Below are 18,866 nucleotides of genomic sequence, written 5' to 3'. Positions count from 1 at the left end.
ATGAAGGATTACTTCATCTCGACGATGACTTCTTCGTTCCACTGTTGTGGCAGGGCTTTGGAGGTCTTTTCCCACGCCTCGGCGTCCTTGACCGGCGTGACCTTCTTGTACTGCTCGTTCGGCAGCAGTTGGGCTTTCACGTCTTCCGGCAGTTGCAGGTGTTCGGCGCGGATCGGCCGGGCGTTGCCGCGGGCGAGGTTGGTCTGGCCGGCGTCGCTGAAGATGTATTCGCGGGTCAGCTTGGCGGCGTTGGGGTTTTTCGCGTACTTGTTGATGATCGTGGTGTAGCCGGAAATCACCGAGCCGTCAGACGGGATCAGCACCACGTAGTCATCCGGATTGGCCATCTTGGCTTTGTAGCTGAGGCCGTTGAAATCCCAGACCACGCCGACTTCGATCTCGCCTTTTTCCATGGTGGCGATGGTCGGGTTGGCCATCGACAGACGACCCTGTTTGGCGAGGTCGGCGAACAGCAGCAGGGCAGGCTTGATGTTTTTCTCGTCACCGCCATTGGCCAGTGCGGCGGCGAGAACGCCGTTGGCGGCCTGCGCTGCAGTGCTCACGTCGCCGATGGAAACCTTGTATTTGCCGGTCTTCAGGTCAGCCCATTTGGTCGGCACGTCGGAGCCGTTCAGTAGCTTCTTGTTGACGATGAAGGCGATGGTACCGGTGTAGGCCAGCGCCCAGTTGCCGTCCTTGTCCTTGGCCCAGTCCGGAATCTGATCCCAGGTGCTTGGTTTGTACGGTTGCACCACGCCTTGCTTGACCGCGATCGGGCCGAAGGCGGCACCGACGTCGCCGATGTCGGCGGTGGCGTTATCTTTCTCGGCGGCGAACTTGGCGATTTCCTGAGCCGAACTCATGTCGGTGTCGATGTGCTTCAAGCCGTAATTCGCAGCCAGGTCATCCCACGTGCCTTTCCAGTTGGCCCAGTTGTCGGGCATGCCGACGCTATTGACCGCGCCTTCCGCTTTCGCAGCGGCTTCGAGGGTTTTCAGATCGGTGTCGGCCGCCATGGCGGCGGTGCACATAGCAATGGTCGAGCCTAACAGTGTTGCCAGGAAAAGCTGTTTCATTCCGAAGCTCCTTGGTCGTGTTCAACGCTGCGATTGCGGTTTGTGTTGGTCTAGGTCAGCAATACCTGAGCCAATTTAGGCGGGCTGGATGACATTTTGATGTCGATGGCCTTCTGGCAGGTCTTTTATCTGCCCGTGTTGGGCAGGTGCCAGACAAGCGTAGACCATGCCCAAAGGCCCGAGGGGCATGGGACTTGGCCGATGTATTGCAAGCCATGAGCGCGACCGTTCGGTAGTTTTGTCATCTGTCGGTCATCTGCACTGCCTAGGCTTGCAACATGCGAAAGCGCTTGAAATGGCGTCCGAACTTGCCCCGAAACAGTGCTGGTCTAGTCCAGATAGGTAACGTTGATGCGCGATGAGGCAACGAAAGCGGTGACAGCGATTGGCCAGGTGCTGCAGGAGCAGATCGATCATGGTTTGCTGGCGGCCGGGAGCAAGTTGCCCGCTGAACGCAAGCTCAGCGAGTTGTTCGGGACGACGCGGATCACCGTGCGAGAGGCGTTGTTGCAACTGGAGGCGCAGGGGCAGATTTACCGTGAAGAGCGGCGCGGCTGGTTCGTGTCGCCGCCGCGTCTGGCGTACAACCTGATGCAGCGCAGTCACTTTCACGCGATGGTCAGTGCGCAGGGGCGTGAGCCGTCGACCGAGGTGATTTCGGCGCGGTTGCAGCCGGCTTCGGCGGCGGTGTGTGCGTGGTTGCAGTTGCCGGCCTTGTCGAGCGTGATTCAGATTTGCCGCTCTCGGCGCATTGATGGGCGACTGGTGTTGTATGTGGAGCATTATCTGAATCCGCAGTTTTTTCCGGGGATCCTCGAGTTTGATTTGAATCAGTCGATCACCGAGCTGTATGCGCGGCATTTCGATTTGCACTATGGGCGGGTGCGGTTTGAGATCGTGCCTACGTCTTTATCTGTCGATGCGGCGGCGGCTTTACGGGTGTCGGTGGGGAGTCCGGGACTGAGGATTGCTCGGGTCAATTATGATCAGCATGGGCGGTTGATTGATTGTGATCTGGAGTTTTGGCGGCATGATGCGATTCACGTAGGGGTTGATGTGGTTTGACCTTGGCGGCCTCTGGGCCGACCAGGTTGGTTGGGTTTTGCGTGAATATCCGTTTCTGCGGGTGTTGCTGGTTACGGTTCCGCTCTTACAGCGGGTCACTTTGGCAAACGCCCCAAAGTAACCAAAGGTCTGCGCACTGACGTTCGGCCCGCTCGCTGGGGCTCGGGGTTCCTTCGCTCCGGGATCGATCCTGGCGCAGCGGCTCCGGTTTGCTTCGCTGCACCTACACTCGCTGTGTACGACTGCGTCGTACGGTCGCTGCGCTCCCACGCCCGGATCAATCCCTTCGCTCAGCCTGCCGATGGGCTCCGAGATCAAGATCAAAAGCGGTGCTCGAGCTAACGCTCATCGTGTGTAGGAGCTGCCGAAGGCTGCGATCTTTTGCTTTTGCTTTCGCTTTTCTGTGGGAGCGAGCCTGCTCGCGAAAGCGCCCCCACAGTCAACCCCTCTCTACTTGCCTACCGCCGCATTCCCATACAAATAATCCGTCGCCAACGACGCCAATGTCCTGACCCCAACCACCAACGCCGACTCATCGACAAAGAACCCCGGATTATGATTCGGCGCAGCTTTGCTCATGTCCTGGTCCCTCGGGGTCACGCCAAGAAATACAAACAACCCCGGTGCTTCTTTGGCAAAGAACGAGAAATCTTCCGCCCCACCCACCAGCGGTCCCTGCACCACGTCATCCTTGGCAGCCCACTTCAACGTCGGCAGCATTTTTTCGGTCAGTGCCGGGTTGTTAATGGTCGGGTCGTATTTTTCGATGATGGTGACGTCGGCCTTGGCGCCGCCGCTTTCCGCGATTTTCTCGATGGTCTGGCGCACGTCGCTGTGCAGTTTCTGGCGGATGCCGTAGTCGTAGGAGCGGATGGTGCCGGTCATGTCGAGTGATTCGGGGATGATGTTGTAGCGGGTGCCGCCGTTGATGGTGCCGATGCTGACCACCGACGGGAAGGACGAGATGTCGGTGCGGCGGCTGACCACGGTTTGCAGGCCGACGATGGTTTGTGCGCCGACGGTGATCGGATCGATGCCGTCCCACGGGCGGCCGGCATGGGTTTGTTTGCCGTGGATCTTGATGCGCAGGTCGTCGGAGCTGGCCAGGGTCGGGCCGGGGCGGTAGGCGATCTGGCCGGCGGGGACGCCGGCCCAGACGTGCAGGCCAAATACCGCGTCGGGTTTCGGCGATTTCATCACGCCTTCCTCGACCATCATCTTCGCGCCCCAGGTGTTTTTGCCGTCGGGAATAAAATCACTCGGACCTTCCTCGGCGGGCTGGAAGTAGAACACTACGGTGCCGGGCAGGGTGTCGCGCATGCCCGTCAGAATTTTCGCTGCGCTGAGCAGGATCGCGGTGTGGGCGTCGTGGCCGCAGGCGTGCATGACGTCGACTTCCTTGTCGAGATACGTGCCTTTGGCTTTCGAAGCGAACGGCAGGTCCGAGACTTCCTTGACCGGCAGCGCATCCATGTCGGCGCGCAGGGCCACGGTCGGGCCGGGCAGGGCGCCTTTGAGAATGGCGACAACGCCGGTGCGGGCGACGCCGGTTTTCACTTCCAGGCCCATGGCTTGCAGCTGTTTGGCGACCAGTTCAGCGGTGTGTTTTTCAGTGTTGCCAAGTTCTGGATGAGCGTGAAGGTCGCGGCGGGTTTCCAGCAGCTCCGGTTCGAGCTTCTGCGCCTGCTCGGCGATGCGCGTGCGGGCGCTGTCCATCGTCGCGGCGCTGGCGTGGCTGGCGACCACGGTGAGCAAAAGGGTCTGGGCAATGCGCGTCAGTTGCATGGGCTTCTCCTTGATTTATTGTTGTTGGCTTCCTTGCCTGTGACTGCAACCGTGCTCCTGAGTGCTATTCCTTCGGCTGACCGCCACCGGCAGTAATCACCTGCACACTCATCCGCGGCGTCGCCAGGTCCAGCCCCGCCTCATCCAGTTGCCGCTTCAGCGACAAATTGAACGCCCGGGAAACCTCCCACTGTTTGATCGGCGCAGTCTTGAACCGTGCCCGCAGAATCGCGCTGCCGGACTCGAAACTTTCCACACCCTGAATCTCCAGCGGTGACCAGATGTTGCGGCGCTGCAACGGATCGCTGCGCATCTTCTGGCCGACGTCGCGCATCAGTTTGATCGCGTCGTCGATTTCCATGTTGTACGGCACGGCCACGCGGAAGATGGCGTAGCCGAATTCCCGCGAGTAGTTCTTGATGCTTTTGATTTCGCTGAACGGGATGGTGTGGACGATGCCGTCGATATCGCGCAGGCGTACGGTGCGGATGGTCAGGCCTTCGACGGTGCCGAGGTGGCCGCCGACGTCGACGTAATCGTCGATGGCCAGCGAGTCTTCGATGATGATGAACAGGCCGGTGATCAGGTCAGCGACCAGCGACTGCGCACCGAAACCGATGGCCAGACCGATCACACCGGCACCGGCCAGCAATGGCGTGACGTTCATGCCCATGTTCGCCAGCGCGACGATCAGCGCAATGATGAAAATCGCCACGAACAGCACGTTGCGGATCAGCGGCATCATCGTCTGTGCCCGGGCGTTGGCCAGGCCTTTGCGCGAGCGGGTGAGGGCGTGGTGCACGGCGGTGTCGGCGAGGATCCAGATCAGCCAGGAGAAAATCAGCGTGCCGATCAGGCTGAACAGTTTGACGCTGATGTCATGGCCATCGCCTTCGGCGAACGCGATCAGCGAATGGCCCCAGACGCGCAGGCCCAGTTCGATGAAGATCAGCCACACCAGCAAATGCGTCAGGGTATAGAAGAAGTTTTTCAGTCGCTCCGAGTACAGCGCATGGCGTTTCGGCCCGCGTTGTGGTTTCAGCGAATGACGGCGCACCAGGCCGTTGATGACCATGCACAACACCAGCAGAACCGTGCAGATCAGCGATTGGCGCAGCGCGGTGCTGGTGTCGCCGGCGGAGACGAAGGTGGCGAACAGCGAGATGCCGACCAGCACCAGTGCCGGCACGTACCAGAAGGTGCCGAGGATTTCGATGGTGTCGCTGAGGGCGCGGCGGGTCAGGCGGCGTGACAGCGGTTGGTTGCGGATCAGGTGCGCGATCGGTCGGCGGAATCGCAGAATGAACAGGCCGGTCGACAGCGCCGCGAGCACATTGGCAGTGGTCGCGGCGGTGTGCGCCAGATGCACGCCGAGGCTCTCGACCAGACGCGGATCGCTCAGCGCTTCACCAAACGCGGCGAAACTGCCGATCAGCCACAGCGGCCGAAACGCCTGATGACGCAGAATGTACAGCGCACGATGGCGGTGCGGGCCGTCGAGCAGGGAGAAGGCAATCACGCAGATCGCCGAAAAACAGGTGCCGACCACCAAGGCATAGGCCAGCACCATCGCCAGGCTTTTGCCCAGTGACGACGGCAGCACGTAGCTCATGTACACCGTGATCACCAACGCGATCAGCCACGGTCCAAGCTTGCGCAGGGCAAAACGCAGCATGTCGAGGGCCTTGGGGTGTTGCGGCAATTCTTCGGTGAGGCCAAAGCGCATGCGCACGCGGTGGCCAAGCCAGATCAGCGCGGCGGCGAGCAGGCTCCAGACCATCAGGATCACCGCGAAACCGAAGATGATCGGCAGCCATTCATTGGCCGGCAGCAGCTTGCTGGTCAGTTCGTCCTTGGCCAGATCGAATTCGTTGGACCAGCGGGTAATCGGGCTGTCGGCGCCGGAAAACTGCTTTTCGAAGTTGGCGAGGGTGCCGCCGATCAGGCCCAGCACGCCTTCTTCGGGGGTGGTCTGAGCTTTCTTCGTGGCGTCGCGCAGCTTCTTCAGATCACTGAGCAGCTGCGCGCGTTGCTTGTCGTTTTCCAGCGACTTGATCACTTCGTCCAGCGACTGGCCGAGGGGTTCCACGGCTTCAGGCTGCGGCTTGGAAGTGTTGAGCAGGCCGGGCAGACCGACTGCCTCGGCGGGCGCCAGCGGCAGCAGTGTCATCAGGCAGACAAGCAACAGACCGGGCAAAGCAGAAAGACGAGCAAACACCAGAAGACAACCTCGCGATAGGCGGATGCGCTGGAGTGTACGAGGCCCCTTGGCGCAATGCGAGCCGGGCTCGGTCATTCGTTCAGTTTGGCGAGGATCTTGTAGACCACCGTGGCGAGGATCATCAGCATGCCGATCCACATGGCGAACACCCCGGCGTTCTTGTCGCGGAAGTTGAAGCCGATGGCCAGCAGGATCATTCCGCTGAGGATGGGAATGAGCATGGCGTGGAAGGAGGACATCGAGATCATGAAGACTGCCTTGTCTGTAGAGGATTCTTGCAGTCTAGGCGGGTTTTCGAGGCAGGGTGTGATGTAGCTCAGGAATGCAACAGGCCGAGAGGATTCTGCTGTCTGCACAGGCGCTTTCGCGAGCAGGCTCGCTCCCACGGGTTGATTGGCATTCCAAGGGGAGATGACTGGCTCCCACAATGAAATGCAGTTCAATTGTGGGAGCGAGCCTGCTCGCGAAGCTTGTCAGCCGTTACGGCAATTCACGACTGGCATAAAACGCGCTGAGCACTTTGACCAGATGCGCCAGGTCATGGCTGCCGCACAGTTCGCGAATCGAGTGCATGGCAAAGGTCGGCAGGCCGATGTCGACGGTGCGCACGCCCAGATGGCTGGCGGTGATCGGGCCGATGGTCGAGCCGCAGCCCATGTCGCTGCGCACCACGAAGCTTTGCACCGGGACTTCTTCGGCCATGCACAGGTGGCGGAAGAAACCGGCGGTTTCGCTGTTGGTGGCGTAGCGCTGGTTGCTGTTGACCTTGATCACCGGGCCGGCGTTGAGTTTCGGGCCATGGTTGGCATCGTGCTTGTCCGCGTAGTTGGGATGCACGCCGTGGGCGTTGTCGGCCGACACCAGCAGGGATTTCTGAATGGTGCGGACGAACTCGTCACCTTCCGGCAACAGGCGGCGCAGGGTCTGTTCGAGCATCGGGCCGTCGGCACCGCACGCCGAACACGAGCCGACTTCTTCGTGGTCATTACAGACCAGCACACAGGTTTCGTCGGTCTCGGCGGTGAGCAACGCTTGCAGGCCGGCGTAGCAGGACAGCAGGTTATCCAGGCGTGCACCGGCGATGAAATCACCGTTCAAGCCGATCACCGCAGCGCTTTGCGTGTCGTAGAAACTCAGCTCGTAATCCAGCACCACGTCGGCATTCAAGCCGTGTTCGCGGGCCAGTTGGTCGGTGAGCACGGCGCGGAAATCGACGCGCTCGTCACCGGCGAACTGGGCGAGGATCGGCGGCAGTTCGGTCTGTGCATTGATCGCCCAGCCCTGATTGGCTTCACGGTTGAGGTGAATGGCCAGGTTGGGAATGATCGCGATCGGTGCCTTGAAGTCGATCAACTGGCTCTCGACCTTGCCGTCACGGCGGAAGGTCACGCGGCCGGCGAGCGACAGATCGCGGTCGAACCACGGCGCCAGCAGCGCGCCGCCGTAGACTTCAACGCCCAGTTGCCAGAAGCCCTGACGCTGCAGTTCCGGTTGCGGCTTGACCCGCAGGCAAGGGCTGTCGGTGTGGGCGCCGACCAGACGGATACCGTCGTGCAGTGGCGAGTTGCGGCCCATTTTGATCGCGACGATCGAGGAGTCGTTACGGGTGACGTAATAGCGGCCGTTGGCCTCGGTGGACCATGGCTCGCGCTCGTCGAGGCGCACATAACCGGCGGCCTCCAGACGCTGAACAAGACTGGCGGTGGCGTGGAACGGGGTAGGGGAGGCCTTGAGAAAGTCGATCAGGCCCTGGTTCAACTCTGCGCGCATAAGAAACTCCAGACAGCAATGGGCGGCAGTTTAACGCATCACTCGGCGCCATTGGGCAAGTGGTTTGCGCAAGCACGCTCAGGAGTGCTGATCGATGCGCTTGCGCAGGTAGGCAATGATCGCTTGTTGATCATCCTTTCTGGCGGGTTTCGGCAGGTGCTTCGGCCAGCCCTTGCCGCTGCCGAAGAAGGCTTTTTGCGCGACACTGTCCCAGCGAAGGATCTCCCGCGACGCCGATTCCCACCATTCGTGACGGCAGATCTCGTAATACGGGTGGGCAGGTGCAGCGCTGCCGAACAGCAATGCCCGGCCGACTTTCTTCATGCCGCCGCGCTTTTTGCGCAGCTTCCACTTGATGCGCAGGCGCTCCCAGGTCGATGGAACGGGCTTGCTGCGCGGAACCTCGGAGCACAGCGCTGGCAGTTCGGGGTGGAAGGCCTCGCCATGGCGGGCGAAAAAGTGTTTCTGCATGGCGTGGAAGAAATTTTTGTCGGCGAAGTAGTGATAGACGAATTTCTTCGCTTCCTGGATCGGCTGGTCGCGCATGGCAAACGACAGTGCAATCTGTTCGATCGTATGGATGTCGAACGAATCCTGCGTCCACTCATCGATCAGCCGGATCGACGTTTGCAGCAGCGCTGAATCGCCATCGGTGACGCCGCACAAGCCACTGTTGTAGAGCTTGAAGCTGTTCGCCGACGAAATCCCGTGGACTTGCAGGCAGCGCGCGAGTTTTTCGTAGTCTGCCCGGTTACAGACGTAACTCCAGTCGTATTCGAAGCGGTCCATCACGTAACGCCCGGGCGTGATCATGCTGAACAGCCGGTGCGGTGAACCGAGAAACAGCGTGTCGGTATCGACGAACAGGGTCTTTTCGGCGAGTGTCAGGCCCAGTGCAATGGCGCACGCTTTGCGGCGGTGGTGGTAGCCGTTGTCGCCCTGCCACTGGATCAGGGTCTGCTCGCTCAAAGTGACGGTATCGACCGGCCAGCCGGCATAGTCCTGCGGACGATCGGTCAGGACTCGGATGCACAATGATTCGCCTTGTTGCAGCTGTGACAGGGCCGTGAGGATGCTGAATTTCGCCTCGCGCCGATAAACGTCTTTGTCGCCATAGATCAGGTAGAGCAACTGGTGCGGTACTTTTTCCATGGGGGGGAAGGCTTCGCGCATAAGCGGCTCCATACGGCGGGGGCGCGAGTTTACCGTATTGCTTCGCTGATTTGCAGGCCAGACACTTGCTTCGAAGTGTTGCCGGAGAGGGTATCAACCGACGATCAATCTGCCCGTGAGGAAGACTTCACGCCGCTGCTTGCGACCGACGTATTCATGTTTGCTCAACTGGTAGACGGTCTCGAACTTGTCTTTCGACAAATCCGGCAGCGCACCGATGTATTGATCGACCAGGCGATCGTAGGCGGCTTCAGTAATGAACTTGTAGATATCCCGACGATAGAAGAAGCCGAGTTGAAAACCGAGTGTTTCACTTGCGTGCGCGGTCGGGCCGGCGAAGCAGTTTTCAAAGTCGATGGCTTTGAGTGGCCTTTGCGTTTGCTCGGGCAGCATGATGTTGCCCACCCAGAAATCCATGTGAGTGATGTTCTTGCTGGCGAGCGAGCTGAGCAGTTGGAACGCGTCGAGGATGAAAGCTTCGATGTTTTCGGGATTGCGTCTGATGCATTCGGCGCCGTCGATATGGCCTTCGAGCAGGTGAGTCAGGAGGAAAAATTCCTCGGTCAGGCCAAGTCGGCTGCGGGTATAGCCATAGCCTTTCAGTGGAGGCATCTCCACGCCCCGGCGCTGAGCTTCGAGGCAATTCATCAGTTCTTCGAGCGGCCAGTCGAAGCGCCCGTTGCGTTGCGGTTTGTTCAGGCTCACCCGCACCTTTGCCTTGAACGTGTCCAGTGGCTGGACTTTGGCGAAAAGTGGTGTTTCACAGTACGACAACGGTGCGCTGGCCCGGGTCAGTTTGCGCGCGCGACGTTTTTTTATCAGTTGCTCGAGGGCTTGGCGGGCCTGGATGCTGGGTGCTTCGCTCAGGTGCAGGGTGGTGTTACCGAATGCGCACACGATGGGGTATTCGGATTGAAGTGTTTTGTTGCAGAACACGGAAGAGGCCTCCTGCCTGATATCGAAGTGCCATGATTTTATATTTGATTACAATTTTATGACAGTTCTTTACGTCAATGTATTGCCGGTGGAATTCTGGCAGGACAAAAAAAGCCCTTCGCAAGGAAGGGCTTTCAAAGTATTCACGCATTTCAGAATGGCGCCGGGCACTCGAAGCGCAGGCGTTCGCCGCTTTGCGGATGAGTGAAACTGAGCATGCTCGCGTGCAGGCACAGACGTGGCCAGGCTGCCAGCGCTTGCTCGTGGGCATAGAGGCCGTCACCGAGCAGCGGGTGGCCGATCGACAACATGTGTACCCGCAGTTGATGCGAGCGGCCGGTGATCGGTGTCAGTTCGACGCGGCACCATTCTCCGCAACGCTCAAGGACTTTCCAGAAGGTCAGCGCGTGCTTGCCGAATTCGTGATCGACCACGTGCCGTGGCTTGGTCGGTGGATCGTAGCGCAGGGGCAGGTCGATGCTCCCGCTGTCCAGTTCCGGCTGACCCCACGCCAAAGCGGTGTAGGCCTTTTCGGTTTCGCGGTCATGAAACTGCCGCGACAGCTCGCGATGGGTGTCGGCATCCCGGGCCAGCAGGATGATACCGGAGGTTTCCCAGTCCAGACGATGGACGATGCGCGCTTCCGGGTAGCCGTTTTCCTGCAAGCGGGTAATCAGGCAGTCCTTGTTGTCGTCAGCGCGACCGGGCACCGAGAGCAGCAGGGTCGGTTTGTCGACCACCAGTACGGCGGCGTCCTGATGGATGATGCGGATGTTGGACAGCGGCATTAAAACAGCCTCGTAACAAATGCCAACGGCGGCTCGGAGCTGCTGATAACCCTGTAGGAGCTGCCGAAGGCTGCGATCTTTTGACTTTGAAGATCAAAAGATCGCAGCCTTCGGCAGCTCCTACACGAGCATCAACAGTCCGAGCCGCCGTAGCGACTGCCGGATCGACTCAGCGATCGGGCAGGGTGATGTTGAGTTCCAGAATCGAGCAACTGCCCTGGCTTTCCAGTGCAACATGTACGTCGTCGTTGCCGATGTTGACGTACTTGCGGATCACGTCGACCAGTTCCTTCTGCAAGGCTGGCAGGTAATCCGGCGTGCTGCGCTGGCCGCGCTCATGCGCCACGATGATCTGTAGACGCTCTTTCGCTACCGAGGCGGTACTTGGCTTTTTGTTGGCACGAAAGAAGTCAAAAAGGTTCATTACCTACCTCCAAACAGGCGCTCGAAGAATCCCTTCTTCTCGACATCGAGGAATCGGTGGGCTTTTTCTTTGCCCAGCAGGCGGTCGACGGTATCGCTGTAAGCCTGACCGGCATCGCTCTGGTCGTCGAGGATGACCGGCACGCCCTGGTTGGAAGCCTTGAGCACCGCCTGGGATTCCGGGATGACGCCGAGCAGGGTCACCGAGAGGATTTCCTTGACGTCTTCAACGCCGAGCATCTCGCCCTTTTCAACACGCTCCGGGTGGTAGCGGGTGATCAGCAGGTGTTCCTTGATCGGGTCTTCGCCACGTTCGGCGCGGCGCGATTTGCTCGCCAGCAGGCCGAGCATGCGGTCCGAGTCACGTACCGAGGACACTTCCGGGTTGGTCACGACGATCGCTTCATCGGCGAAGTACATGGCCAAGTGCGCACCTTTCTCGATGCCCGCCGGGGAGTCGCAGACGACGAACTCGAATTGTTCCTTGAGCTCCATCAGGACTTTTTCCACGCCTTCGACGGTCAGCGCGTCTTTGTCGCGGGTCTGGCTGGCCGCCAGTACGTAGAGGTTTTCCAGGCGCTTGTCTTTGATCAGTGCCTGTTGCAGGTTGGCTTCGCCGTTTACCACGTTGACGAAGTCATACACCACGCGGCGCTCGCAACCCATGATCAGGTCAAGGTTACGCAAGCCCACGTCGAAGTCGACGATTACTGTTTTGTGGCCGCGCAGAGCGAGACCGGTACCGATAGCGGCGCTGGTGGTGGTCTTACCCACACCACCCTTGCCGGATGTAACCACGAGAATCTTGGCCAAGGTGTTTCACCCCTAAGGAAGAAGGACTGTTCAGCCCCTGAAAAACATCTCTTGAAAACTACTGCAGTCGGACAGCCTTGGCTGGAATTTGGCTTTAGGCCTTTTTCCTACTTCGTTTGAGCCGTTTTCGCTACGTTTTAGAGATGCTTGGAAAATGCGGCAGTATCCGTTAAAGCCGAATGATGTTCAACACGTCGCCTGACAGGCTGACCTGGACGCCCGAGCCCCACATCGGATCGCGACGCAAATCCTCGGAGACCTTGTAATGACCGGCGATGGAGATCAGTTCAGCGCTCAATTGCTGACAGAAAATCCGTGCCTTGGTGTCACCTTTGACGCCGGCCAGCGCACGGCCGCGCATCGGGCCGTATACATGGATGTTGCCATCGGCAAGAAGTTCCGCCCCCGGACTGACCGATGAGACCACGACCAGATCGCCACCCTGGGCATATATCTGCTGGCCACCACGTACTGGCGTGGTGATTACGCGGGTCGGTTTGACGCTCGGCTCAGGCGGCTTTTCCGGCTTCTTTTTGACTTCGACTTCCGGCGTCTCCAGCGGACGCTCGCGGGCACCCGAGGGCGGTAGCACAGGGATGTCGATGGCGATGGCAGCGGCGATGTCTTCGATGCGGCTGGCGCGAATGGCCAGGGTACGCAGGCCGTGCTGACGGCAGACGCGCATCAGCCCCGGCAGGTCAACCGCGCCCTGGTTCGGCGGCAGTTTGTCCAGCGCCAGGACCAGCGGTGCATTGCTGAAAAAATTCGGCGCCTGGGCGACTTTGGCGGCCAATTGCCGATCGAGGCTTTCGAGGTCGTTACGGGCCAGTTCCAGCACAGTGATGGCCAGCATGCTGCCCTTGAGCTGGAATACAGGATCTTGGTCTAACGGGTCGGTTTGGCTCATGTCGGCATACAACGGCTTGTCACTAAAAGTGCCGAGACTTATAACGAGAACGCCCGCGAGCCGCAAGCCGGGTCGAACGATGTAGAATGCGCGGCCACTGTATTTACGGAAGCTTTAATGGATCGCCCGCGTTTTCGAAAAGCATATCTTGCTCCGCGCTTCTGGCCGCTCTGGTGCGGCCTGGGGCTTTTGTGGCTGATCGTGCAGTTGCCGTATCCGGCGCTGCTGACCATCGGTCGAGTTTTGGGCGCGCTGATGTATCGCGTCGCCAGCGACCGGCGAACCATCGCCCGGCGCAATCTGGAATTGTGCTTCCCGGAAAAATCCGCCGCCGAGCGCAAACGCCTGCTCAAGGAAAACTTCGCCTCCACCGGCATCGCCTTTTTTGAAATGGCGATGAGCTGGTGGTGGTCGCGCGAGCGTCTGGCGAAACTGGCCCACGTCGAAGGCCTTGAACATCTGCAGAAGGCCCAGCGCGAAGGCAAAGGCGTGATCCTCATGGCCGCGCATTTCACCACGCTGGAAATCGGCGCGGCGCTGCTCGGCCAGCAGCACACCATCGACGGCATGTACCGCGAACACAAAAATCCCTTGTTCGACTTCGTCCAGCGCCGTGGCCGCGAGCGGCACAATCTCGATTCGCTGGCGGTGGAGCGCGATGACGTACGCGGCATGCTCAAACTGCTGCGCTCGGGCCGGGCGATCTGGTATGCGCCGGATCAGGATTACGGCGCCAAGCAGAGCATCTTCGTGCCGCTGTTCGGCATTCAGGCCGCCACCGTCACTGCGACGACCAAGTTTGCACGGCTGGGCAAAGCGCTGGTGGTGCCGTTCACGCAGGAACGTCTGGCCGACGGCAGTGGTTATCGCCTGGTGATCCATCCGCCGCTGGAAGACTTCCCTGGCGAGAGCGAAGAGGCCGATTGCATCCGCATCAATCAGTGGGTCGAGAGCGCTTTGCGTGCCTGCCCCGAGCAATATCTATGGGCGCATCGGCGCTTCAAGAGTCGCCCGCCGGGTGAGCCGAAGCTTTATCCCAAGCGCCGTTGATTCACCCGTCCTGACAAGCATCCTGGAGTGTTGCGATGAGTCCTGTTGAACCGGTTACAGGTTTGATACTTTCCGGCGGCGGGGCTCGGGCGGCATATCAGGTCGGGGTGCTGGCGGCGATTGCCGAGTTGCTGCCGGTCGGCGCGGACAATCCGTTTCCGGTGATCGTCGGCACCTCGGCCGGGGCGATCAATGCGGTCAGCCTGGCCAGTGGCGCCACGGACTTTCGCGCCGCCATCGAACGCCTGACCCTGTTCTGGCAGGGCTTTCGCAGCCACCGGGTGTTGCGCAGCGACTGGCCTGGAGTCATCCATCAAGCCAGCCGTTTTGTCAGCCACAGTCTGCTCGGCCTCGGTCGGCAGATGCCGGTGGCACTGCTCAACAGTTCGCCGCTGCGCGAACTGCTCGAGGAAAAACTGCACTTGCCCGGCATCGCCGAATCCATCGCGCGCAAGCAGTTGCATGCGGTGGCGGTGACCGCGTTCGGCTACGAATCGGGGCAAGCGGTGACGTTCTATCAGGGCGGCGGCACCATCGACGCCTGGCTGCGGCATCGACGCATTGGTGTGCCGACGCAGCTGTCGGTTGATCACCTGTTGGCCAGTTCAGCGATTCCGCTGTTGTTCGCGCCGGTGAAAATCGGCGAGGAGTATTTCGGTGACGGCGCGGTGCGCCAGTCGGCGCCGATCAGCCCGGCGCTGCATCTGGGTGCCAGTCGCGTGCTGGTGGTGGGCGTCAGCGGCAACCCGCGCGGCGTTGATCCGCAGCAGCCGCTGGAGCGCGCCTACAGCGGCCAGCAACCGACGCTGGCACAGATCGGCGGGCACATGCTCAACAGCACGTTTATCGACAGCCTGGAGAGCGATATCGAGTTGCTGCAGCGTCTGAATCAGTTCAGTCATTTGCTCCCGGCCGGCACGCCAACCCGCGCGCTGGGTGTGGCGCCGGTGGAAGTGCTGGTGATTGCGCCGAGTCAGCCGATCGACGAAATCGCCGCGCGGCATCGCCAGGAGCTGCCAGCGGCGTTGCGCCTGTTTCTGCGCGGGCCGGGGGCGACGAAGACGAGCGGGGCGGGGGTGCTCAGTTACCTGCTGTTCGAGGCCGGGTATTGCAGCGAGTTGATCGAGTTGGGGCGGCGGGATGCGTTGGCCAAGCGCGAGGAGCTGTGCCGGTTTTTGCGGATATCTGAAGCGGTGGCTCCGGCCTGAAATCTGCGGTGAGGCCTTCGCGAGCAGGCTCGCTCCCACATTTGAACTCGGTCTGAATGTGGGAGCGAGCCTGCTCGCGAAGCTTTCAGGGTCAGAAGTGGAACTTGACCAGGAAGCTCGTGGTGCTCTGATCGGTCTTGAAGTACTGGCTGTCCTTGATCCCGTACTTGTCCGACCAGTAGTCGTACTCCACACCGACATACAACTGCTTCTCGCCGAAATTCAGCGCCTTGCCCAGGTCGTATTTGACCTGCGGGTTGAAGTGCAGGTTGGCGTGGTAATCGCCTTTGGAGTTGGAATCGTTGTCGACTACCCAGTCCATGAAGCCGTCGATGAGAATGTTCGATTTACCCACCGGAATGGTGTAGGACCACACCGGGGTGATCTGCCAGACATTGTCACCGGCGCGTGCGCCCTGGGTGTGACGCTGATAGAAGTTCAGCTGGAAGTAGTCGAAGCCCGGGATCGCCAGGTCGAAGCCCGGACCGATCAGGTACGACTCGGTATCGCCTTCACCGAACTCGTAGGTCATGGCCAGCAACACGTCAGTCACCGGGCCGAAGGCCAGTTTCTGATCGAAGATCTTGCCGAACGACAGGCGCGGGCTGAGCTCGCCGTAGTAGGTGTTGGAGCCGACGCCGCCATCATCCTTGCCGTTGTAGAAGATCTTGTCGATGAACAGGAAGTTGTCCCCATACTTCCAGGCATCGGCGTGCTCGAAGGTCACGGTCTGCTGAATGCGCGGGTTGACCTGGAAGTCCTTGCCATACAGGTAGGTCAGGCTGTTGTTCTGCCACTGCAGCAGGCCTTCGGCCATCGCCTGGCCGCCGGCGAACATCGATCCGGCCAGCATCAGGCTGGTGCACATACGTTTCATTCGGTTGCTCCCAAAGTAGGTGTTCCACTTTATTTTTTTAAGTTCGGCGCTCTGATGTGGCGCCTTTTTTCGTACCGCAAATTTCATCCGATCGGTCAGCTTTGAATGCTGGTAGCAAAAGCTGCGCCAAGGCTTTCGAAAAACCAAAAAACGCCCGTTCGGCTGCTGAAAAACAGTCGACGAGCGTGTTTTCGGGATGCCTCAGGACTGACCGCAGCCGGGATAAGTTGGCTTTTCGGTCAGAAATTGAATTCGGGCTTTTTTTTAGAGCGAATTCGGAAGGCCGCGGAGAATACTGGCTCCTCGGTCGGCGCTCAAGTGCCCCGCAACAGAGCACCGACGACAGGCATGGCGCACGGTTGCGGGCCATCTCAGAAGTGCACCTTCAGCAGCAGGCTGGCAGTGTTCTGGTTGGTATCGAACGAGTGGCTGTTTTCGATGCCGTATTTGTTCTTCCAATAGCTGTACTCGGTGCCGACGTACACCTGCTTCTGGCTCCAGCCCATGGCTTTGCCGAGGTCGTATTTGATCTGCGGATTGATGTGCAGGTTGGCGTGGTAGGTGCCGCGTGAGTTTTCGTCGTTGTCGACGACCCAGTCGAGGTAACCGTCGATCAGCACATCGGAATTGCCCAGCGGGAAGCTGTAGGACCACGCGGGGGTGATCTGCCAGACACCATCGCCGGGCCGCGGGCCTTCGGTCTGGCGACGGAAAATGTTCAGGGTGACGTAATTGAAACCGGGCACTTTCAGATCGAAGCCGGGACCGATCAGGTAGGCCTCGCTTTCGCCTTCGCCATACTCGTAGGTCATCGCCAGCAGCACATCCTTGATCGGACCGAACTCGATCTTGCGGTCGAGGATCTTGCCGAAGGACAGGCGCGGGGTGAACTCGCCGTAGAAGGTGTGCGGACCTTTGTTCGGGTCCTCCTTGCCGTTGTAGAAGATCTTGTCGACGAACAGAAAGTTGTCACCGTACTTCCACTTGTCGGCGTGCTCGAAGGTGACCGTCTGCTGATACGACGGGTTGATCGCGAAGTTCTTGCCGTACAGATAGCTGAGGCTGTTGCTCTGCCACAGCAGCAGATCGCCGGCCATGGCCTGACTCGCGGCCAGCAGGCCGCCACTCAACAGAACGTTGCTTTGCGTGCGGATCATCTGTTGCTCCCTCTTGTTTTTATTGTTTGAGGCACAAGCAGTTGCGTAGTCCCCGGGGGCGAGCCTGCTCGCGAAGCGGTTGTGTCAGTCGCCATCAATGTTGAATGACACAGCGCTTTCGCGAGCAGGCTCGCTCCCACAGGTGGTGTGGTGGTTTCAATCAGTGCGCATGGCAATCATTGATCGCCGCACGCTCCTTGCCGCCGAGGATGTTGAACAGCAGGTTCAGCGTCAGCGCGCTGAGGGTGGCCATGGCGATGCCGCTGTGGGTGATCGGGCTCATCCACAGCGGCAGGTGGGCGAAGAATTCCGGACGCACCACCGGGATCAGGCCCATGCCGATGCTCACCGCGACCAGCAGCTGATTGCGGCGGTCACCGATGTCGGCCTCCTGGAGGATTTTGATGCCAGTGGCAGCGACCATTCCGAACATCGCAATCGCCGCACCGCCGAGCACCGCCGGTGGGATCGATGCCACCAGAAACGCCGCTTTCGGCAGCAGGCTCAATACGATCAGCAGACCGCCGGCAACGATGGTCACCGAACGGCAGCGCACGCCGGTCATCTGCACCAGGCCGATGTTCTGGGCGAACGAGGAGTGGGTGAAGGTGTTGAAGAAACCGGCGAAGAACGACGCGCCGGCATCACACAACAAGCCACGACGGAGCATGCGCGGGCAGACTTCCTGGCCGGTGATCTTGCCCAGCGCGAGGAACATCCCGGTGGACTCGACGAAGATGATCACCACCACCAGGCACATCGACAGAATCGGTGCCAGCTCAAACTTGGGCATGCCGAAATGCAGCGGGGTGACGAACTGAATCCATGGTGCGCTGGACATGCCGCTGAGGTCGACCATGCCGATCACGCCGCACAATACATAGCCCAGGCACATGCCGATCAGCACGGAAATGTTCACCCAGAATCCGCGCATGAAGCGGTGAACCAACAGGATGGTGGCCAGCACCAGCGCAGCGATGGCCAGATAAATCGGCGAACCGAATTGCGCGGCGTCGACCCCGCCACCGGCCCAGTTCACGGCCACGGGGAACAACGATAAACCGATCGAGGTGATGACCGTGCCGGTCACCAGCGGCGGGAAGAAACGCACGACCTTGGACATGAACGGTGCGATCAGCATGCCGAAGAAACCGGCAGCGATGGTTGCACCGAAGATGCCTTGCAGACCGATGCCGGGCATGCCGGCCATGGCCACCATGCTGCCGACCGCAGCGAAACTGGCCCCCATCATCACCGGCATACGGATGCCCATCGGGCCGATGCCGAGCGACTGCACGATGGTGGCGATGCCGGCGACGAGCAGGTCGGCGTTAATCAGGAAGGCGATTTCTTCACGACTCAGGCCAGCGGCCTGTCCGATGATCAGCGGCACCGCGATGGCACCGCCGTACATCAGCAGAACATGTTGCAGACCGACCAGGATCAGTTGCAAAAGGGGCAAACGCTGAATGGCGGGTGCGTCGGGGATGCGCGCTTTGGACAGCTCGGACATGCAACACCTCGGATCTTTTTTATTCTTGTGATTAACAGCTGCCGGGTTGCTTGCAGCTGTTTCTTTGCATCAGGGGAAACCGCGTTGCGGCGGCCATTCGCGAG

Annotated in this window: 17 protein-coding genes; 3 read left to right on the top strand and 14 right to left on the bottom strand. The window is 60.1% G+C overall.

The window, feature by feature from the left end; genetic code table 11:
* Window positions 1–8: 8 nt before the first annotated feature.
* Complete coding sequence (locus ND528_RS03775; RefSeq protein WP_137216188.1) at window positions 9–1,076, bottom strand: ABC transporter substrate-binding protein; 1,068 nt, start codon at window positions 1,074–1,076, stop codon at window positions 9–11.
* Window positions 1,077–1,427: 351 nt separating this feature from the next.
* Between ND528_RS03775 and phnR the strand changes: the two genes are divergently transcribed.
* Window positions 1,428–2,141: a phosphonate utilization transcriptional regulator PhnR gene (phnR, locus tag ND528_RS03770; RefSeq protein WP_016773745.1), complete on the top strand. Its 714-nt coding sequence runs from the start codon at window positions 1,428–1,430 to the stop codon at window positions 2,139–2,141.
* Between the two features lie 450 nt (window positions 2,142–2,591).
* Here the strand turns inward: phnR and ND528_RS03765 are convergent, their stop codons facing one another.
* From ND528_RS03765 to minC, 10 genes are all read right to left on the bottom strand, one after another.
* Window positions 2,592–3,926, bottom strand: a complete 1,335-nt coding sequence (locus ND528_RS03765; RefSeq protein ID WP_263469729.1) for an amidohydrolase — start codon at window positions 3,924–3,926, stop codon at window positions 2,592–2,594.
* 64 nt (window positions 3,927–3,990) lie between these two features.
* On the bottom strand, window positions 3,991–6,144 hold the full coding sequence (locus ND528_RS03760) for a mechanosensitive ion channel family protein (protein WP_212615648.1): 2,154 nt from the start codon (window positions 6,142–6,144) through the stop codon (window positions 3,991–3,993).
* Between the two features lie 74 nt (window positions 6,145–6,218).
* Window positions 6,219–6,395 (bottom strand): hypothetical protein, encoded by a 177-nt coding sequence (locus tag ND528_RS03755; protein ID WP_016773747.1) that lies wholly within the window; start codon window positions 6,393–6,395, stop codon window positions 6,219–6,221.
* 232 nt (window positions 6,396–6,627) lie between these two features.
* Window positions 6,628–7,917: a M18 family aminopeptidase gene (locus tag ND528_RS03750; RefSeq protein ID WP_016773748.1), complete on the bottom strand. Its 1,290-nt coding sequence runs from the start codon at window positions 7,915–7,917 to the stop codon at window positions 6,628–6,630.
* A gap of 78 nt (window positions 7,918–7,995) precedes the next feature.
* The gene (locus tag ND528_RS03745; RefSeq protein WP_263469728.1) at window positions 7,996–9,090 is read right to left on the bottom strand and encodes a hypothetical protein; all 1,095 of its coding nucleotides are present in this window, start codon (window positions 9,088–9,090) and stop codon (window positions 7,996–7,998) included.
* A 93-nt stretch (window positions 9,091–9,183) separates the two neighbouring features.
* Window positions 9,184–10,026, bottom strand: a complete 843-nt coding sequence (locus ND528_RS03740; RefSeq protein ID WP_212615650.1) for a protein kinase family protein — start codon at window positions 10,024–10,026, stop codon at window positions 9,184–9,186.
* A gap of 152 nt (window positions 10,027–10,178) precedes the next feature.
* Window positions 10,179–10,814, bottom strand: coding sequence for an RluA family pseudouridine synthase (locus ND528_RS03735; RefSeq protein WP_263469727.1), 636 nt, complete (start codon window positions 10,812–10,814; stop codon window positions 10,179–10,181).
* Between the two features lie 169 nt (window positions 10,815–10,983).
* Complete coding sequence (gene minE / locus ND528_RS03730; protein WP_003223146.1) at window positions 10,984–11,238, bottom strand: cell division topological specificity factor MinE; 255 nt, start codon at window positions 11,236–11,238, stop codon at window positions 10,984–10,986.
* Entirely contained in the window at window positions 11,238–12,050 is an 813-nt protein-coding gene (gene minD / locus ND528_RS03725) for a septum site-determining protein MinD (RefSeq protein WP_007913953.1), read from the bottom strand. The genes minE and minD overlap by 1 nt, the downstream gene beginning before the upstream one ends.
* Before the next feature lie 169 nt (window positions 12,051–12,219).
* Complete coding sequence (minC, locus tag ND528_RS03720) at window positions 12,220–12,957, bottom strand: septum site-determining protein MinC (RefSeq protein WP_263469726.1); 738 nt, start codon at window positions 12,955–12,957, stop codon at window positions 12,220–12,222.
* Between the two features lie 117 nt (window positions 12,958–13,074).
* Here minC and ND528_RS03715 point away from each other — a divergent pair, with 117 nt between their 5' ends.
* Window positions 13,075–14,007, top strand: coding sequence for a lipid A biosynthesis lauroyl acyltransferase (locus ND528_RS03715; RefSeq protein ID WP_041479319.1), 933 nt, complete (start codon window positions 13,075–13,077; stop codon window positions 14,005–14,007).
* A gap of 35 nt (window positions 14,008–14,042) precedes the next feature.
* Entirely contained in the window at window positions 14,043–15,215 is a 1,173-nt protein-coding gene (locus ND528_RS03710) for a patatin-like phospholipase family protein (protein ID WP_263469725.1), read from the top strand.
* 91 nt (window positions 15,216–15,306) lie between these two features.
* On the opposite strand, the gene ND528_RS03705 is transcribed toward ND528_RS03710, so the two are convergent.
* The 3 genes from ND528_RS03705 to ND528_RS03695 form a co-directional block, all read right to left on the bottom strand.
* Complete coding sequence (locus ND528_RS03705) at window positions 15,307–16,092, bottom strand: outer membrane protein OmpK (RefSeq protein WP_056784020.1); 786 nt, start codon at window positions 16,090–16,092, stop codon at window positions 15,307–15,309.
* A gap of 371 nt (window positions 16,093–16,463) precedes the next feature.
* Complete coding sequence (locus tag ND528_RS03700) at window positions 16,464–17,249, bottom strand: outer membrane protein OmpK (protein WP_039763797.1); 786 nt, start codon at window positions 17,247–17,249, stop codon at window positions 16,464–16,466.
* Window positions 17,250–17,409: 160 nt separating this feature from the next.
* Entirely contained in the window at window positions 17,410–18,762 is a 1,353-nt protein-coding gene (locus ND528_RS03695; RefSeq protein ID WP_263469724.1) for a nucleobase:cation symporter-2 family protein, read from the bottom strand.
* Window positions 18,763–18,866 lie beyond the last annotated feature (104 nt).

This window comes from Pseudomonas mercuritolerans (genome assembly GCF_025706525.1).
GTDB lineage: Bacteria > Pseudomonadota > Gammaproteobacteria > Pseudomonadales > Pseudomonadaceae > Aquipseudomonas > Aquipseudomonas mercuritolerans.
The sequence above is the reverse complement of the archived record's forward strand: the minus strand, read 5'-3'. Positions and strand labels throughout refer to the sequence as shown.

What these genes read in the sequence shown, in the direction of transcription:
- ND528_RS03775 (WP_137216188.1), bottom strand. Translation starts at nt 1,076, where the DNA reads ATGAAACAGCTTTTCCTGGCAACACTGTTAGGCTCGACCATTGCTATG.
- phnR (WP_016773745.1), top strand. Translation starts at nt 1,428, where the DNA reads ATGCGCGATGAGGCAACGAAAGCGGTGACAGCGATTGGCCAGGTGCTG.
- ND528_RS03765 (WP_263469729.1), bottom strand. Translation starts at nt 3,926, where the DNA reads ATGCAACTGACGCGCATTGCCCAGACCCTTTTGCTCACCGTGGTCGCC.
- ND528_RS03755 (WP_016773747.1), bottom strand. Translation starts at nt 6,395, where the DNA reads ATGATCTCGATGTCCTCCTTCCACGCCATGCTCATTCCCATCCTCAGC.
- ND528_RS03750 (WP_016773748.1), bottom strand. Translation starts at nt 7,917, where the DNA reads ATGCGCGCAGAGTTGAACCAGGGCCTGATCGACTTTCTCAAGGCCTCC.
- ND528_RS03745 (WP_263469728.1), bottom strand. Translation starts at nt 9,090, where the DNA reads ATGCGCGAAGCCTTCCCCCCCATGGAAAAAGTACCGCACCAGTTGCTC.
- ND528_RS03735 (WP_263469727.1), bottom strand. Translation starts at nt 10,814, where the DNA reads ATGCCGCTGTCCAACATCCGCATCATCCATCAGGACGCCGCCGTACTG.
- minE (WP_003223146.1), bottom strand. Translation starts at nt 11,238, where the DNA reads ATGAACCTTTTTGACTTCTTTCGTGCCAACAAAAAGCCAAGTACCGCC.
- minC (WP_263469726.1), bottom strand. Translation starts at nt 12,957, where the DNA reads ATGAGCCAAACCGACCCGTTAGACCAAGATCCTGTATTCCAGCTCAAG.
- ND528_RS03715 (WP_041479319.1), top strand. Translation starts at nt 13,075, where the DNA reads ATGGATCGCCCGCGTTTTCGAAAAGCATATCTTGCTCCGCGCTTCTGG.
- ND528_RS03710 (WP_263469725.1), top strand. Translation starts at nt 14,043, where the DNA reads ATGAGTCCTGTTGAACCGGTTACAGGTTTGATACTTTCCGGCGGCGGG.
- ND528_RS03705 (WP_056784020.1), bottom strand. Translation starts at nt 16,092, where the DNA reads ATGAAACGTATGTGCACCAGCCTGATGCTGGCCGGATCGATGTTCGCC.
- ND528_RS03700 (WP_039763797.1), bottom strand. Translation starts at nt 17,249, where the DNA reads ATGATCCGCACGCAAAGCAACGTTCTGTTGAGTGGCGGCCTGCTGGCC.
- ND528_RS03695 (WP_263469724.1), bottom strand. Translation starts at nt 18,762, where the DNA reads ATGTCCGAGCTGTCCAAAGCGCGCATCCCCGACGCACCCGCCATTCAG.